General features: G+C 44.2%; 12 protein-coding genes. 5 read left to right on the top strand and 7 right to left on the bottom strand.

Annotated features, from left to right (window positions below):
* Positions 1-507: 507 nt before the first annotated feature.
* The 7 genes from ABWV72_RS09040 to ABWV72_RS09010 form a co-directional block, all read right to left on the bottom strand.
* Entirely contained in the window at positions 508-1,620 is a 1,113-nt protein-coding gene (locus ABWV72_RS09040) for a nucleotidyltransferase family protein (RefSeq protein WP_353370111.1), read from the bottom strand.
* Positions 1,613-3,013 (bottom strand): O-antigen ligase family protein, encoded by a 1,401-nt coding sequence (locus ABWV72_RS09035; RefSeq protein ID WP_353370109.1) that lies wholly within the window; start codon positions 3,011-3,013, stop codon positions 1,613-1,615. The genes ABWV72_RS09040 and ABWV72_RS09035 overlap by 8 nt, the downstream gene beginning before the upstream one ends.
* Positions 3,010-3,723, bottom strand: coding sequence for a hypothetical protein (locus ABWV72_RS09030; RefSeq protein ID WP_353370107.1), 714 nt, complete (start codon positions 3,721-3,723; stop codon positions 3,010-3,012). Before ABWV72_RS09030 ends, ABWV72_RS09035 begins: the two co-directional genes overlap by 4 nt.
* A gap of 74 nt (positions 3,724-3,797) precedes the next feature.
* Positions 3,798-4,529, bottom strand: coding sequence for a tyrosine-protein phosphatase (locus tag ABWV72_RS09025; protein ID WP_342806497.1), 732 nt, complete (start codon positions 4,527-4,529; stop codon positions 3,798-3,800).
* Positions 4,530-4,556: 27 nt separating this feature from the next.
* A complete protein-coding gene (locus tag ABWV72_RS09020) occupies positions 4,557-6,797 on the bottom strand; it encodes a GumC family protein (protein WP_353370105.1) in 2,241 nt (746 codons plus the stop codon).
* Positions 6,798-6,922: 125 nt separating this feature from the next.
* Positions 6,923-7,477: a polysaccharide biosynthesis/export family protein gene (locus ABWV72_RS09015; protein WP_342806501.1), complete on the bottom strand. Its 555-nt coding sequence runs from the start codon at positions 7,475-7,477 to the stop codon at positions 6,923-6,925.
* Positions 7,478-7,509: 32 nt separating this feature from the next.
* Positions 7,510-8,697, bottom strand: coding sequence for an outer membrane beta-barrel protein (locus tag ABWV72_RS09010; protein ID WP_353370102.1), 1,188 nt, complete (start codon positions 8,695-8,697; stop codon positions 7,510-7,512).
* Positions 8,698-9,019: 322 nt separating this feature from the next.
* Between ABWV72_RS09010 and ABWV72_RS09005 the strand changes: the two genes are divergently transcribed.
* The 5 genes from ABWV72_RS09005 (at position 9,020) to ABWV72_RS08985 (ending at position 17,939) form a co-directional block, all read left to right on the top strand.
* Positions 9,020-9,442, top strand: a complete 423-nt coding sequence (locus ABWV72_RS09005) for a hypothetical protein (RefSeq protein WP_353370100.1) — start codon at positions 9,020-9,022, stop codon at positions 9,440-9,442.
* 436 nt (positions 9,443-9,878) lie between these two features.
* Positions 9,879-11,285, top strand: coding sequence for a TolC family protein (locus tag ABWV72_RS09000; RefSeq protein ID WP_353370098.1), 1,407 nt, complete (start codon positions 9,879-9,881; stop codon positions 11,283-11,285).
* A complete protein-coding gene (locus ABWV72_RS08995) occupies positions 11,285-13,111 on the top strand; it encodes an efflux RND transporter periplasmic adaptor subunit (RefSeq protein ID WP_353370096.1) in 1,827 nt (608 codons plus the stop codon). Before ABWV72_RS09000 ends, ABWV72_RS08995 begins: the two co-directional genes overlap by 1 nt.
* Positions 13,104-16,262, top strand: a complete 3,159-nt coding sequence (locus ABWV72_RS08990) for an efflux RND transporter permease subunit (protein ID WP_353370094.1) — start codon at positions 13,104-13,106, stop codon at positions 16,260-16,262. Before ABWV72_RS08995 ends, ABWV72_RS08990 begins: the two co-directional genes overlap by 8 nt.
* Positions 16,263-17,207: 945 nt before the next feature.
* A complete protein-coding gene (locus ABWV72_RS08985; RefSeq protein ID WP_353370092.1) occupies positions 17,208-17,939 on the top strand; it encodes a MauE/DoxX family redox-associated membrane protein in 732 nt (243 codons plus the stop codon).
* Positions 17,940-18,240 lie beyond the last annotated feature (301 nt).

Genomic DNA, 18,240 nt, shown 5'->3' with positions numbered 1-18,240 from the left:
CACGTTGTAGCATGGGCTTCAGCCCATGGAATCAGGCATAAATCATTCTCGCGAAGCTAAAGCACCCGCCTACAGGTGGCAACAACCACGTTGTAGCATGGTCTTCAGGCCATGGAAAAAGGTATAAAGCATTCTCGCGAAGCTAAAGCACCCACCTACAGGTGGTAACAACCACGTTGTAGCATGGGCTTCAGCCCATGGAATCAGGCATAAATCATTCTCGCGAAGCTAAAGCACCCGCCTACAGGTGGCAACAACCACGTTGTAGCATGGGCTTCAGCCCATGAATGCTAGCATTAATCATTCTCGCGGGGCTAAAGCACCCGCCTACAGGTGGCAACAACCACGTTGTAGCATGGTCTTCAGGCCATGGAAAAAGGTATAAAGCATTCACACGGGGCTAAAGCACCCGCCTACAGGTAGCAACAACCACGTTGTAGCATGGTCTTCAGGCCATGGAAAAAGGTATAAAGCATTCTCGCGGGCTCAAGCACCGCTAACAGGAATCTAATTAGCTAGGTATTTAATTACTCCGCCGATCAAACGGCGAATGTAAAAAAATGGCATTAAATAACCCGGCTGTTTTCCGTATTTTTGATATATTTCTTGCGCTGGTGGGAATGCTGTCTCTTTTATAAATAGCCACTTTTCTGGTAAGCTTTTCCGTTGTTGCAAAGAACGCTGTAACTGTTTTGAACGGCTATCTATGGTCGTTAAATATATTAATTCAGGGTTTGATGAAGCACCATCTATCAAACCTAACACTCTGTGAATACTTTCGTCCTTAAAATAGCTATTAGCCAATTCTAGGGCAAACTTTGCTAGTGTGCCAAGTCCCTTCTCATCAACACATTGACGAAAATGAGCTTTTTCAGAATGGGTCATTTGTCGACAAAGTAGCAGCAAGTCATATAACCAAATCAACTTCACCGCATCACCCACATTGCGGTGATGAAGAAGATGCACTATTGCGTGTATTAGCCCGTGAGATTTACACACTAGAGGAATGTTCCTTAGCGTTTTGGTATCCGCAGCGTTGGCTAATTCATCAAACTTGAGAATGTTTTCTACTCCAAGTTCATTACTTAATCGCAGATGAATATCAAAATCAACGTTTACTCCAGGACTTAAGGTTTCACGCATTGAAAATTGGTTGATAATAGCTGTAGGGTTCCACCCTCTTGGATTACGAAAGCCCATTGATTCGAAGACCTCAATAATCTCATTTTTATCATCGCTATTGATAAAAATGTCCACGTCAGATTTGGTTCGTAATAAAGGGCTGGTATACACCGTGTGGCCTAGTGCATAACCTTTAAGTACCACAAATTGAACCCCAGACTCGGTAAGCTGCGTTAAAGTTTGATGGAACTGTTGCTCTAACAATTGATTGCGTAAGCTTTGGTGCATTTGATAATTGATTAAAGAAGCAAAAAACGTTCTTTTAAGCTTATGATGTTCGAGTACTTGAGCAAGCAAGGCAGCCACACCGTGTTCAATGGCTATGTCGGTTAGCGCTTGCGCATCTTGCATACCTATTGATTGCAAGCTTGTAAGATCTGCAAGAATCAACTTACTAAGCTGTACTAGCTTTGGTGTTGTTTGGGGAGAGTTAAGCACTGGCGCTCCCCCTGCGTTTAGAAGGTTCAACTAACCTTAATCCAATGGCTAACAAGGTAAAAAACAGCGCGGATAAGTAAAAAGTAGCAACGTTATAATCGAAGCTTGAATGCAATAACAACATTAACAAGGATGCTTGGCAGCCCATTAACAGCCCTTGTTGGGTACTCGATTTGCCCATGAATACTTTTTTCAGCATAAGTAAAATTGCAATACTAAATATCAAGATCCCGACGATACCCTGGGTCGCGAGGGTTTCAAGGTAGTCGTTATGAGCTCGTTTCGACATTTCACTGTTACCCAATGACTCAGGTTTATAATGATGTTGAATTAGCGGGTAAGTGCCAGGGCCACTGCCAAATAGCGGGAAATCAGCTATCACACTTAAAGCCACACTGTGTAAGTTAGAGCGTGAGCTATCACTAAAACCATATTTTTCGAATCGCTCGAAGGAATTGGAATTCACAAAAATCAGTCCAAGCACCACAATTACGCCAAAAATAGATAAAAGTGACTTTCGTTTATTAAGCTTCTGTTGTTGCCAAAATATATAGCGTGCACATATTCCACAGATAACCAGCATAAATACCAAGTTACCACCTCTAGAGTCGGTTTTGGTTAGTACGAAAAACAGTAACAGTGCGATGCAAAGATAGACAAATATTCGCGAGCAGATGATATAAATCAGCGCACGTGATAAACGATTATGTTGCCAATTTTTCTTTCGCTTTTTTAAGACATCAAAAGTTAATCCAAGGGCCAGAGGAATGCTCATCGCTAAATAGATGGCATATTGGTTTTTGTAACTAAAGGTGCCCCGTATCACCTTGTTCCAATCGGAATCCCAGGGTGGTATGGCCTTTGAAAGTTGGTATTGTCCCCCAGTGTAATGATTTACTAGGGAATACAGCGCGGTAGCTGAGGCAACAATTAACAAGCAATACACTAATTTGCTTAATCGCTGTGGCCGTTTTAAAAGTACGTAAGTGAGCAAAAACAGCATCACTAGGGTGGTGAGTTCGAACCACTCGATGGCAGAGGTGGTAGGAGATAAACTAAGGTACCCATAATCTGTATTCGTATTAAGTTGATAATAATAAGCGCTTTGCGGGCTAATTATCGATAATAATTCCATGGGGATTGGAATTAAATAGATACCCAAATACAGCAACCACAACAACAAAACCAATAGTGGTTTTTGTACCTGCCTAGTCTCCGCAAAAAACTGTTCTTTACCCAAGACTAAAAGAATTAGCCCAAAAGTCGTGATTATCGCGATTGAGGAAAGCTCCCAAGCCAGTTCAGCACCGTGTAACCACGGTGAAACAATGTGAACAGCCAGTAAACATAAAAATGCGCTAGCTGTTAACCAAGTGCTTATGTGTGTTTTCATTGTAGCAGTACCCGCTGAATACGGTCGTTATATCGTGAATTAGCGATCAATCGACGAAAAGGCTCAATATTGCCAAATTTACGCATATTCATAGCAGCTAACCGTGACATATGGAGTTCATTCAGTGCGGCATGGAGCATATTACTAGCAAGAGCCTTATTCTTGAGAGATAAAGTTGCCCAATTCTCTATAAGTAAAGGAACAAGACGGATCTGGTTCGTCCTTTCGAATGGGCCCAAAGTTAGTGTTTTTGTCAGAGCTGATTGATCTTCCCAATTGTAGTTTTCGTTGTTGACTTTGGATTGTGCAAGTAAAGTCCAACCTAAATAATCTGACGGTGCCTCTTGGGTCAATCGCAAGGCATAGTGTTCTGCTGATATTAAGTTACTTTCGGGGTGCTCCAATAAAGCTAAAGTTAGATAGAGTCGGCTATATAGCTCATTGATTTTCGTGGAATCCCTTAATCTGAGTGGTAAAAATGCCAGTCTTTCCGCACGCTCCAAACGATATATAATTGTAAGTGCTTGAGCAGCGTCCACTGGCTTTTTTTTATTTTCCCACAGACTAATTGTCTGTTCCGGTTTTACAATAAGAACGGATGAGATAAAAAACTGACAGGCGAGAATGAGTAAAAAACTTAAAAAAGCAATACATGCTAGTTTGCTGATTTTAGCTAGTTTGTTGGGGGAATGCTTAGACGAACTAGTCATGATTGAATTCACTGCAATTTAGAGAGATAAAGAAATTTATTGGCTGTAAGCCACTAAAAAATAGCATCTACATTTCAAAGCCGAGTTTCATTACCGTCGAAAAGGGATTGTGGATTATTTAACACTAGGTTATTGAGCTTATCTTGGCCAATAATCGCTGGTAAATCTGCAATACTAGGTTTTAAATCCGGCGCACGTCCTTTCAAGTTATGGCAATCAGAAGCGATAGCAAAGGCTTTGTCTTGTTCAACTAATTGCAATGCCATCTGTTTAACGTCATCCCCAAATTTTCCGGTTAAACTGCTGGCGGTAATTTGCAGTGGGCAACCCATATCGGTAAAAATTTCTAGTTTGTGAGGGTGATTCAAAAAGGTTTTATTGCGTTCAGGGTGCACTATGATGGGAATAATGTCTTTTTGCAGTAGCCAGCGGACTAAATTATCGCTGCCGTGGGGCACATCGATACGAGGAAACTCTAACAAGAAAGTTTTCTTGCCTTGGTAAGTGCCTAGCCAAGGAATTTGATCTTGCTGCACCAATTGCATAAGCTCAGTGCCAATTCGGATCTCGGCACCTAAACGTAATTCAATATCAATATTGGCTTCAATAACCTGTTGTTGAAATTGCGCAAAACGATTGATTAAATCGGCTTTGGTATTTTCATAACGACCAAAATGTATATGTGGGGTGAGCACTTGTGTTTTCACCCCCTGATCCACAGCCATTTTTAACATTTCCAGCGCTTCAGCCAGAGTTTTTGCTCCGTCATCTACTCCCGGTAATATATGGCTGTGAATATCTATCATAGCTGGTGTTCCTTCAAGCTATGCAGCTCAGCTTTTAACGTTTTCAGGCTGAACCACAGTACCGTAATATTCACCTGAATAATAATGATCACCGTAGTAACTCATCTTCTGAGGTTCGGCTACTGTCAACACTGCGCCTATAACGTTGGCATGTAGCTTCTGCAAACGTTTAACCGCTTCTTTAGAGACTTTAATTTTAGTCTCTTCTGCTCGTACTGCGACTATCACACCATCAACTTTAGTCCCCACAATGCAGGCATCACTTACCGGTAAAGTAGGGGGGCCATCTAATATAATGTGATCGAAGTGGGTTTTTAACGACTGCAAGGCTTTAGCAAACTTTTCTGAAGACAACAGTTCAATGGGGTTGTGTGGAATAGTCCCGCAAGGCATCACATTAAACTGTTTATTGTCTGTTGGGTTTACAATGCAATCTGCGAAGTTTACCGTGCCTGCTAAAAGATCGGTCAAACCATGGCGAGATTGAATTTTAAGATTTTTTGCAATGCTCGGCTTACGTAAATCCACTTCTAACAACAGCGTTTTGCCAATTTGACTGTAGGCAGCTGCTAAATTCATTGCTAAAGTAGATTTGCCTTCTGCACCCGTTGCCGAGGTCACTAACAAGGTTTTAGGCGGATTATCGATATTCGAAAACTGCAATCCGGTACGGATACTGTTAATACTCTCAGCAAAAACAGAGCGGGTATCTTCTGAGTATTCCATCTCTGGAATAGTGTGAGTATCTTTTTTCTTCAAGGCCATGGTAATGCCCAGCGCTGGAATATTTAGATTTTCTTCCAGTGCATCTGGTGTTCGATAAGTGTTGTGTAGTGCCTCTTTTACAAAGGCTAATACCACCCCAAAAAACACGCCCATAAACACTGACAATGCCACAATCAATTTGACGTTAGGTTTAATTGGCGAGGTCGGAACCGTCGCTGTATCAATTACTTGTACATTAGATGCAGTAAAGTCACCGCGAATATTGGTTTCCATCAAGCGATTAATAAATGACTCATAGATACGGCGGTTATTCTCCACTTCACGTTCCAAGGAAGTAAGAGTGAAGTTTGAACCTTGTAATGATTGTATTTCATCTTTTTCATTGCTAATTAACCGTTGAATATTGTTAACTTGTTGGCTCGCTAGTCGGTAATCACTTTCAATGCGATCAACAATTTTAGCAATTTCGCGAGATAAACTATCGCGCACACTTTTCAGTTCAGTACGGGCTGAAATCATTTTAGGGTGTTTTTCTTTATAACGCTCAAACAGCTCATCAACTTTACTTTGCAATCTGGCTTCTTCTTTCACCAAGTCACTAGCGGTTTTATTTTGTAACACAGGCCCTAGTGAATAAAATGCTTTGGAATCAGGTTTTACACCTTCCACCTGTCTATATAACTCTTCTGCAGTACTGAGTTCAGTTTGTGCACTGATTAACTGACTATTTAACGATTGTAAGCGCGAGTTTGAATCCCGCTGTTGCAAGGAGCTATCGACAATGCCTTGCTGCATTCTGAATTGACGTAGTTTTTCTTCAGAGGCGCTTAACTGCGCTTTTAGCTCTGATGATTGTTCCGACAGCCATTTTTCAGTATTTTTCACATCACCCAAGCGGGACTCTAAACCAAACTGAATATAAGCCTCACCCAAAGCATTAATAATATCGGTAGCTAACTGTGGATCATCCGACTGATAACTAATATTGATAATTTGGCTTTGTTTACCACCACTCACCTTTAGCCCCGCTTGAATGTCTGCAGCCAACATTACTTTAATCTCGTGGTCAGAGCGTTTTTTAGCAGGAGCGGCACTCTCATCCTTGCCAAAAAGTGCAACGATTTCTTGTTTTATTTCAGTAATGGTGGCCGATAATCCACTGGCTTTTTTGCCTTTATTTGCTAGTTGTTCTTTTTTGTATTTTTCTACCAGATCAAGTTTGTCGACAACGGTTTCGGCAATGGCTCTAGATTGTAAGATTTCATACTGAGTTTCATAAAACAAAAATACTAAGGCCGAAGCTATATATTGCTCTTCTCTTGCAGCATTAGGTTGCTGGGGATCTGCGAGTATTTTTGAGCTAGCTTGATAAATGGGCGTTGCGGTAGCCGCAATATAACCACCAATTAACAGACATACCATAGTCACTGCAGCAATTAACCATTTGGCCCGTTTAATGGTGCGCCAATACTGGCTCAAGTCTAACGTCTCTTCGGCGCTGTCGTTAGTTAAAGTGGGGTTCAAGCCTTGTTGTGATGTCATTTTTTCACTGTTCCATTTCTATTGCGCTTATTTTGCGCTACCTATTATCTTTGCTACATTCAAAACACTACTATTGTTACTACTGCTCATAGGTCTAATGGCCGCTGAGCTTTAACATATAGTGCTTAGAAAAAGCTTTCTTCCACTGTAATTACATCGCCCGGTTTAACCGTGGCATTTAAATCGACTTTTTTTCGTTCGCTATTTTGGGCTTGGTTTAACAAGTAAATATTGCTTTTTGAAGCACGCTCAGTAAACCCGCCCGCAATGGTAACGGCAATTTGTACCGTCATCTTGGTTCTAAACGGGTAGCTTCCTGGTTTTTTCACTTCACCATTAATATAAAAAGGGCGATATTCAGCGATGCTCACAGATACGCTGGGCTTTTTCAGGTAGTCGTCACCAAATAGCTTAGTCAACAAGGCTTCCACTTCAGGTACGGTTTTGCCTTGCACTACTACTTGGCCCAACAGTGGCACAGATATAGTCCCTTCATCGGTTATTTGCGCTTCTTTTAGGCCTAATTCTGGCTCATCAAATACCGTGACAGATATGGAATCACCGGTTGATAATCGATAGGTAGTGTCGGTGTCACTTGTATTTTCAACGCTTTGTGCAAACACATTTACACTAAGCCCAGTCCATAAAATGCCAATGAACAAAAGAATACGTTTTTTCACTTAATAGTTCCTTTTCAAAATCTGTAAATTGACTAATCGATTAACCAGTCAATACCTAACATATAAATATTTGAGTCATAATCATAAAGTGCAAGTTCAGAGCTACGCTTTCTATGAGAGTAATCAATATAAATTTCTAAACTGCGTTTTAATGCATAAGTGTATTTAGTTTCGATGGCGCTAATAGTATCTTTTCTAGAGAAAGTGCTTCCTAAATCATCTTCACGATAAAGGTAACTAAAGCTTATTTCACTTTTTGCGCTAAAATTATGCTCTAACCCAATGGAATAAGTTTCGCTGACGAAACTGGGTAAGCCTTGTACTGCACTTTCTCGGGTGGAGCGATCAGCTCCTAACGTGATTGTGGAGTATGTGTTGGGTTTCCAAACCATATCTAAATAATAAGCTAGGCCGGATATATCATCATAAAACTCATTGTCGTAATCTATATCTTGATAACCTACTTTGAATATTCCAGTGGTTTGCGCTGTTGCTGTCCACTCCGCCCCCATTAAAAATCGATTCTGGCTTGCTGAAACATCAAATGTCTCGGTATTTATATAGCTTAAATCATCTATACTTGCTTCTAACAACAATCGGGTTTTTGGGGCTAATCGATAATAAAATGTCCCAGTAATTCGATTGACATCGTAATCACGGAAGAATTGTTCATTATTGTCGTATCTGCGTTTGTCTATATCGTAAGCTATTCTTATCTGACCAATACTCTTTCGCGTTCCGTAAGTCCCTGAGGTTTTTAATGAGGAAGACGATACCTCAGTAAATTCGTCTAACACGCTGGTTTCAGCATTAGTTGTGCCAGGCTCTTCTATTTTATTTGAGTAGCCCAAGGTTAATTCTGATGTGAACTTAGAAGTGTGTTTATACTGACCTTTCAATGATGCCTCATGTTCGGCATAACTTAGGTCGCTCAAATCATTATATTGACGATAATTGCCCTTATATTGTGCATCTAGTTGCACAGACTCATAAAGCTCGGTCAATTTTAGTGCAGGAACAAGTTGTAAAAACTTATCGGATACTTCTTCTGAACTACGAAAAATATTGTCATCATGACCAATGTTGGCACCAATGACTGCTGAAAAACCTTCATGCTGTTGCGCATAGGCGGAATTGAAACACGCCGAAACAATAAGCATCAAAATAAGCTTGGAGAAGGATTTCTGTGAATCAGAAATCATATTGTTAAAGTTAATCATACAGCTCTTTCCATAAACTCCGGTCTTTCTCTCAAGTGGCTGATAGCCTGCTTTTCGAGAGAACTCCTGCATTACCACAACTAAGCGAGTTGATTAACGCATAATCGCCGTGGAAAATAGCAAATATCGACGCAAAAATATAGATTATTCGGTAATTAAATTTTTGTGACTTAATCCACATTATTGTTCGTTCAATGGGCAATCTACCTTTAAGTCGTGCAAAAGATATGCACATTTCGCACCAAGGCTATTCTTTTTTTGTGGGTAGCATTCTTCATTCGCTGGGTTTATTATACTGGAGATACTTCATTTAGGTTTATTCATGGTGAAACAACTTGTTACCGCGTTAATGATAATCGCCTTGCTTTTTAGCCAAGGGGTTTCTGCGTTGGTGGCGGTTTGTGACATGGAAAATATGCCTGAAATGAATCATATTGCTGATGTCTCTGAACCTATTATGGTGCAACAACATGATTCACACCGTGGAATGCAGCATGGTAGCGAAGAAGGTGAACTCAGTGAGTCGATTCCGGTCCTAGATGAAACCCAGTATCACAGCATGCAATCAAACCAAGATTGCTGCAACCAAACCTGCGATTGCGAACACGGCACTGCGTTTTCAGCAGCGTTGGTAGTGGCCAATCCATTCCCAGATTCGCTGATAAACCACACCGATGTTATCGCCGAGCAATTCAGGGCCCTCGACGCCCACACCTCAAATTTAATCAAACCCCCGATTATTTAATATCCCCAAAATAGATCCGCCGTTTTTTCGTCGCACGGGATTTACCGAACCCCGTGTAGCATGGCCTTTAGGCCATGGAGAAACCATGGATACGAACGTTTAGGTTTTTATTGTTTTCGCGGGGCTAAAGCACCCGCCTACAAAAGGGGAGGTTTAGGCCATGGGGAAACCATGGATACGAACGTTTAGGTTTTTATCATTCTCGCGGGGCTAAAGCACCCGCCTACAGAAGGGGAGGTTTAGGCCATGGAGAAACCATGGATACGAACGTTTAGGTTTTTATTGTTTTCGCGGGGCTAAAGCACCCGCCTACAAAAGGGGAGGTTTAGGCCATGGGGAAAAACCATGGATTCGAACGTTTAGGTTTTTATCATTTTTGCGGGGCTAAAGCACCCGCCTACAGGTTTTGGAATTACATTATGAATAGAGTTTTGACATGTTTAAGCTTAATTATCTAACCCGGATTTTAATTGCAGGTGCTTTTGTGTTTGCGCTGCCTGCGGCTCAGGCTAATCTTGAGGCTGCCGAACGGCAACTGACCTTGCATGATGCGGTGCAGTTGGCCATCGATAATGATCCTTGGCAAAGCGGCAATCAATTAAAGCGTCAGGCTTTGGAGTCGCAAAGCTATGCGGCTGATACTTTGCCCGATCCGGTTTTATCTATGGGCTTGCTGAATTTGCCAACCAACGGGTTTGCATTCGATCAAGAGGCGATGACCCAGCTTAAAGTCGGTATTGCGCAACAATTTCCCCGTGGTGATAGTCGTGGTATTCGCAAACGCCAGCTTCAGCAACTAGCGGCTAAACATCCGTTTTTGGCGCAAGATCGCTCAGCGCAAATCGCGGTGACAGTTTCGCAGTTATGGCTCGATGGTTATGGGGCGCAACAAAGCATTCAATTGCTAAAGCAAGAAAGTCGTCTTTTTGAACAATTGGCGCAAACGGTTGAATCTCAGTACGCCTCTGGACAAAAGCGTACTCGCCAAGAAGATGTGATACGCGCCAATCTTGAGCTTGCACGCCTGCAAGACCGCTTAACTCAATTACAGAGTGATAAAGAGACAGCCACAGCTTCGTTATATCAGTGGATAGCAAATGAGCATTTTGACCAGAGTAATGTCGGCGCTTTCGATTTTGCACTAAATCAGGCGGTCAGTAATGAAGCCGAGACCAATCAAGCTGAGACAGCCATGTTTCCCGCTATGACAGAATTTGTATCTGCTCCCATTGATCGGCAACGTTTTGGACAGCTTCTTAGCAAACATCCTGCGGTGCTAGCGTTACAGCAAACCATTCTGGCGGGACAGGTTGGCGTTGAACTAGCGCAGCAAAAATATCAGCCGCAATGGGGCGTGAATGCCAGTTATGCCATGCGAGCAGATGATCAGGCGGGGCAAAGCCGTGCGGACTTCTTTTCTGTTGGTGTGTCTGTGGATTTGCCGCTGTTTACCCATCAGCGCCAAGACAAAGCCGTGCAGGCGGCAAAATACCAAGCCGAATCTCTAAAAACTGAAAAACGTCTGTTGTTGCGCAATATGTTGTCGCAACTTGAATCTTTGCTTTCCCAGCGCCAGCGACTTGCAGATAGGTTAGCGAATTATGACGCGTCCATTTTACCGCAAATGCACGAACAGGCCGAAGCTGAATTGACTGCCTACACCAGTAACAACGGAGATTTTGGGGAAGTGATGCAAGCTCGAATCGCTGAGCTAAATAGTCGCTTAGAGCGCATATTAATTGCCACTAAAAAACAAAAAGTAAATGCTCACTTACAGTATTTCCTCGTACAGGCAAACCCCAGTGACAACCAGCAATCAAAACTGGTTTTAGGAGAACAGTAATGAATCAAACTAACAATCAATCCACAAATAGCAAATCGCAATTAGCATCCGTGTTTTATTTAGTTGCCGGTTTGTTGGGTGGAGCGCTGTTAACGGGGTTGTATTTCAACTTTAGCGGTCACGGTCAATCAGCATCAGCTAAACAAGATACACATGTTGAAGCAGATGAAGCGCCGCTTTACTGGGTAGCGCCTATGGATCCGAACTTCAAACGCGATCAACCTGGCAAGTCTCCTATGGGAATGGATTTAGTGCCGGTATATGCCAACAAAAATTCGACAAATAGCAACAGCCCAGGTACGGTTTCTATTGCTTCGAACATTGTCAATAATTTGGGAGTGCGCACCGCCAAAGTAGCGTACAGCACCATGCATGTGCCGATACAAACAATTGGCTATGTTGGTTATAACCAAGATAGATTAATTCATATTCACGCTCGTGCCCAAGGTTGGGTAGATAAACTTTATGTTACCGCCTCTGGCGAGCCGGTGGAAAAAGACCAGCCTTTATACGCCCTTTATTCCCCCGAGCTGGTTAATGCTCAAGAAGAATATTTACTTGCGGTAAATCGAGGTAATAGCGCACTCACCAATGCTGCGCTGTCGCGTTTAGTGGCACTACAAATGCCCAAACAAGCCATTCAAACTCTCAAACAGACACAAAAAGTACTACAAACCGTGGAGTTTCGTTCACCCCAAGCTGGTGTGGTAGATAACTTAAATATTCGAGAAGGCTTTTTTGTGAATCCCGAGCGCACTCTGATGTCGATAGCGTCACTTGATGATGTGTGGGTAGAAACTGAAGTGTTTGAGCGTTTGGCGGGGCAAGTGGAAGTTGGTTTGCCGGTAACCATGAGTTTGGATTACCTGCCTGGTGAAAGTTGGCAAGGTGTAGTGGATTATATTTATCCTACATTGAATGAACAAACGCGCACCCTTCGTGCCCGATTAAGGTTCAGCAATAGTCAGCAAAAACTTAAACCCAATATGTTTGCCCAAGTGGTGATCCATACCAAACCCAGCGCGCGCAGTTTATGGGTGCCTAGCGAAGCGGTGATCCGCACCCGCACACAAAACCGCGTAGTGCTCGCATTAGGCGATGGCCAATTTAAATCCGTTGCGGTAAAACTCGGCACAGTAGTACATGGACAGGCACAAATCCTCGATGGATTAGAACAGGGCGATACCATCGTCACCTCAGCACAGTTCTTACTGGACTCCGAAAGCAGCATCAATTCAGACTTTTCACGAATGACGGCACTCTCGAATAAACAGGACAGCCATGATATGTCGGGCATGGTTAAACAGGACAGCCATGCTAATCACGAGGGCATGGACCACAGCAACATGAACCACGGCAACATGGACAGCCATGATATGTCGGACAAGGATAAGCAGGACAGCCAGGATAAGCAGGACAGCCATGCTAACCACGAGGGCATGGACCACAGCAACATGAACCACGACAACATGGACAGCCATGATATGTCGGACATGGATAAGCAGGACAGCCATGCTAACCACGAGGGCATGGACCACAGCAACATGAACCACGGCAACATGGACAGCCATGATATGTCGGGCATGGATAAGCAGGACAGCCATGCTAATCACGAGGGCATGGACCACAGCAACATGAACCACGAAAACATGGACAGCCATGATATGTCGGGCATGGATAAACAAGACAGCCATGCTAATCACGAGGGCATGGACCACAGCAATATGAATCACGGCAACATGGACAGCCATGATATGTCGGACAAGGATAAACAAGACAGTCATCAAAACCACGCTGAAAAGCATCAGGGGATGCAGCATGATTGAGAAGCTAATTCATTGGTCCATTCACAATCGATTTTTTGTGTTGTTATGCACTGCAATGATGATTGGGGTGGGTGTCTACAGTGTGAAAAATACGCCTGTAGATGCCATTCCTGATTTGTCTGATGTACAGGTTATCATCAAAACCAGTTATCCAGGACAGTCACCTCAGGTGGTCGAAGACCAAGTCACTTATCCCATCACCACGGCCATGTTGTCGGTCCCTGGGGCGCAAACCGTGCGCGGTTTCTCATTTTTTGGTGATTCTTATGTGTATGTGATTTTTGACGACAAAACGGATCTTTATTGGGCTCGCAGTCGGGTTCTTGAATATTTATCGCAGGTTTCTTCGCGCCTTCCTGATTCCGCGAAGCCGCAACTGGGGCCTGATGCCACTGGAGTGGGCTGGGTGTTTATGTATGCTCTGACAGATAAAAGCGGTCAGCACGATATTAGCCATTTGCGTTCTTTGCAGGATTGGTTTTTGAAGTTTGAGCTGCAAACTGTGCCCGGTATTGCTGAAATTGCCACTATTGGCGGCATGGTAAAACAGTATCAGGTGAATATTGACCCCGACAAGTTGCGTGCTTACAACATTCCCCTTAGTCATATCCAAAACGCCATTCGCCAAGGCAATCAAGAGGTGGGGGCGTCGGTGATTGAAATGGCCGAAGCTGAATATATGGTGACAGCCACTGGTTACTTAACTGGCATTGCCGATTTAGAGTCGATTCCCCTTGGATTAAACGATAAAGGCACTGCGCTGCAATTGCGCGATGTAGCTGATATTCGTTTAGGACCACAAATGCGCCGGGGGATTGCTGAGCTAAATGGCCAAGGTGAAGTCGTTGGTGGCGTGGCGGTGATGCGCTTTGGTGAAAATGCACAAAAAACCATTCATTCCCTCAAGGCTAAATTGGCCAGTCTGCAATCTAGCTTACCCGATGGGGTAGAGGTGGTTACGGTTTACGATAGGTCGGAACTGATCAACCGAGCGGTGGATAATCTATGGAGTAAGTTGGCTCAAGAGCTGATTATTGTGGCACTGGTGTGTGCGATTTTCTTATTTCATCTGCGCTCTGCCATAGTGGCGGTAGTGAGTTTGCCGATGGGGATTTTGCTTGCATTTGCGGTGATGTATTGGCAGGGAATTAATGCCAATATCATGTCGTTAGGGGGAATAGCCATTGCCATCGGGGCCATGACCGACGGTGCAATTGTGATGATTGAAAATCTGCATAAGCACATGGAAAAAACGCCATTAACTGAGCAAAATCGTTGGCAAATAGTGGCCAAAGCGGCGTCTGAGGTAGGGCCACCACTATTTTTTAGTTTGTTGATCATCACCGTGAGTTTTTTGCCGGTGTTTATTCTAGAAGCACAAGAAGGCCGGATGTTTGCGCCGCTGGCCTATACAAAAACCTACGCCATGGCCGCTTCAGCTGGTTTGGCGGTAACCTTAATTCCGGTGTTAATGGGGTATTTGGTGCGCGGCAAAGTAATCAGTGAAGCTAAAAATCCATTGAATCGATTGTTGATTGCGGTTTACACCCCTGTACTTAAATTAGTCCTGCTGTTCCCTAAACTGACTTTGCTTGGGGCGTTTGTGTTGGCAGTTGTTGGTTTTTATCCACTGAGCAAAATAGGGACTGAATTTATTCCCCCTTTTGATGAAGGGGATCTGATGTATATGCCTACCACGTACGCGGGATTATCTATTGGTAAAGCCCGCGAGATATTGCAACAAACCGATAAATTAATTGCCACCATTCCCGAGGTGAAAAGCGTGTTTGGCAAAATCGGCCGAGCTGAGACAGCCACAGATCCAGCGCCGCTCACCATGATCGAAACTGTCATTCAATTAAAACCCCAATCCCAATGGCGAGAGGGGTTGAGTATTGATGATTTGCGCGAGGAACTTGATCAGGTAGTGCAGTTGCCGGGCTTAACCAATGCTTGGGTAATGCCGATTCAAACCCGAATTGATATGTTGGCAACGGGAATTAAAACCCCCGTGGGTATTAAGGTAGCAGGGCCAGATATCAAAGTCATTCAGCGTATTGGTCAGGATATCGAAAGAATCCTTTCTACCATGGACGGCACGGCTTCGGTTTATGCTGAGCGTGTGGCTGGTGGACGTTACATCAAGGTGGATATCAATCGCGAAAAATCAGCCCGTTATGGTCTTAATATCAGTGATGTACAACAAGTGGTAGCTACTGCTATCGGTGGAATGAACATTACCCAAACTGTTGAGGGCTTGGAACGTTATCCGGTGAATGTGCGTTACCCACAATCTTACCGCGATTCGCCGGAAGCCTTGCAATTGCTACCCATAGTGACACCCAATGGCCAACGAATTGCGCTGGCTGATGTCGCCCAAGTGTATATCGAAGAAGGTCCGCCGGGGATTAAGAGTGAGAATGCGCGGATCAACGGTTGGACCTACATTGATATTGAGAATATTGATGTGGGCAGCTATGTGGAAAACGCCAAAATACGCTTAGCAGAAAATTTGGATTTACCTACAGGTTACAGTCTGCAATGGGCAGGACAGTATGAATATATGCAGCGTGCTACCCAAAAGCTCAGTTATGTTGTGCCTTTAACGCTGGCAATTATTGTGCTTCTGCTATACATGAACTTTCGAAATGCTGTGGAAGTCATCATTATCATGGGCACCTTACCACTGGCGTTAATTGGTGGAATTTGGTTGATATATATCGAAGGCTTCAATTTATCCGTGGCTGTTGGTGTCGGCTTTATCGCTTTGGCCGGCGTGGCGGTGGAAATAGGGGTGATCATGTTGGTTTATCTGAATCAGGCTTTTCAGGTTTTACTGGACAGGCATGCAAGCGCTAACGTGGACAGGCATGTTAATGAACCCTCGACTAATGCGGTGGCTGTCACCGAAAGTGCGTTAATTGAAGCCATTTTAGACGGCGCTGGAAAACGAGTAAGACCAGTGATTATGACGGTTGCAACAGTGATGATTGGATTGTTGCCCGTCATGTATGGTACAGGCACAGGTTCCGAGGTAATGAGCCGAATCGCAGCCCCCATGGTAGGTGGCATGGCAAGTGCATTGATCCTGTCATTGTTGGTCGTGCCCGTGGTGTTCTATTTATGGCGAAAACAACAACTAAAACTGTAGCATGGCCTTCAGGCCATGGATTATTGAACATTTTCGCGGGGTTAAAACACCCGCCTACAGATGAAGGAGGTTATCTCTTTTGTAGCATGGCCTTCAGGCCATGGAATATTGAACATTTTCGCGGGGTTAAAGCACCCGCCTACAGATGAAGGAGGTTATCTCTCTTGTAGCATGGCCTTCAGGCCATGGAATATTGAACATTTTCGCGGGGCTAAAGCACCCGCCTACAGATGAAGGAGGTTATCTCTCTTGTAGCATGGCCTTCAGGCCATGGAAAAACCCATGGCAACCCGCGGGGCTAAAGCACCCGCCTACAGGTGGGGGAGGTTATTTCTCTTGTAGCATGGCCTTCAGGCCATGGAAAAACCATGGAAAAAACCCATGGCAACCCACGGGGCTAAAGCACCCGCCTACAGGTGCGGGAGGTAATCTCTCTTGTAGCATGGCCTTTAGGCCATGGAACCCCCCAATGGAACCGCCGATGTTGGGATGGTTTACCATTTCACGGAGCTAAAGCACCCGCCTACAGGTGCGGGAGGTAATTTCTCTTGTAGCATGGCCTTCAGGCCATGGAAAAACCATGGGAAAACCCATGGCAACCCGCGGGGCTAAAACACCCGCCTACAGGTGGGGGAGGTTTTTTCTCTTGTAGCATGGCCTTCAGGCCATGGAAAACCCATGGAAAAACCCATGGCAACCCGCGGGACTAAAGCACCCGCCTACAGGTGGGGGAGGTTTTTTCTCTTGTAGCATGGCCTTTAGGCCATGGAAAAACCATGGAAAAACCCATGGCAACCCGCGGAGCTAAAGCACCCGCCTACAGGTGCGGGAGGTTATTTCTCTTGTAGCATGGCCTTTAGGCCATGGAAAAACCATGGAAAAACCCATGGCAACCCGCGGAGCTAAAGCACCCGCCTACAGGCACTAAGGTATATTGGAGGAAATATGAAAAATACTGCAAAACTATATCGAATGGAAACCTCGCAACATATTTGTCCTTTTGGTTTAAAATCCAAAGACTTATTGCAAAGAAAAGGTTTCATTGTAGAAGATCACAAATTGACGTCTCGTCAGGAAACGGATGAATTCAAAAAACTCCATGACGTCAAAACCACTCCACAAACTTTTATCAACGGTGAAAGGATCGGTGGATATGATGATCTAAGAACCTTTTTTGGTATGTCAAAACCCGGACAACAAGGTAAAACTTACACACCTGTGATTGCAATATTTGCAGTCGCTGCGCTTTTAGCGGTGGCGTTGGCCTATCCTTCGCTGTCGATTATGTTCTCTATTGAGACATTAATGCTCTTTGTTGCATTTTCCATGGCGATTCTCGCAGTGCAAAAACTGCGAGATTTGTATAGCTTCTCAAATTCGTTTATCACCTATGACTTGCTGGCAATGCGGGTTGTGCCGTATGCCTATGTATATCCATTTCTAGAGGCATTTGTTGGGATCGGAATGGTGGCAAATCTGCCCCCATTAATGATTGCGCCAATATCCCTATTGATTGGTGGGATTGGCGCGGTTTCGGTATTTAAGGCTGTTTATATCGACAAACGTGATCTCAAATGTGCCTGCGTCGGCGGTAAAAGTGATGTTCCACTAGGAGCCGTTTCATTAACCGAAAACCTATTTATGATAGCCGCCGGCTTGTGGATGTTAAACCTGTAGCATGGCCTTCAGGCCATGGATCCGCAGAAGCCGGATGTTATCGCCCCGTAGCATGGCCTTCAGGCCATGGACCCCCCCAATGGAGGAACCGCCGACGTTGGGATGGTTTACCATTTCGCGGGGCTAAAGCGCCCGCCTACAGGTAGATGTTCTGTTGTAGCATGGCCTTCAGGCCATGGATCCGCAGAAGCCGGATGTTAACGTCCTTGTAGCATGGCCTTTAGGCCATGGAACGCGGGCCATGGATTGCGGGGCCATGGGTTTGGCATTGGCGAGGACAAAACAAAAAAGGGGCGTTTGC

The organism is Aliiglaciecola sp. NS0011-25 (assembly GCF_040370605.1).
GTDB classification, from domain to species: Bacteria; Pseudomonadota; Gammaproteobacteria; order Enterobacterales; family Alteromonadaceae; genus Aliiglaciecola; species Aliiglaciecola lipolytica_A.
This window is presented reverse-complemented; position numbering and strand designations above follow the sequence as displayed.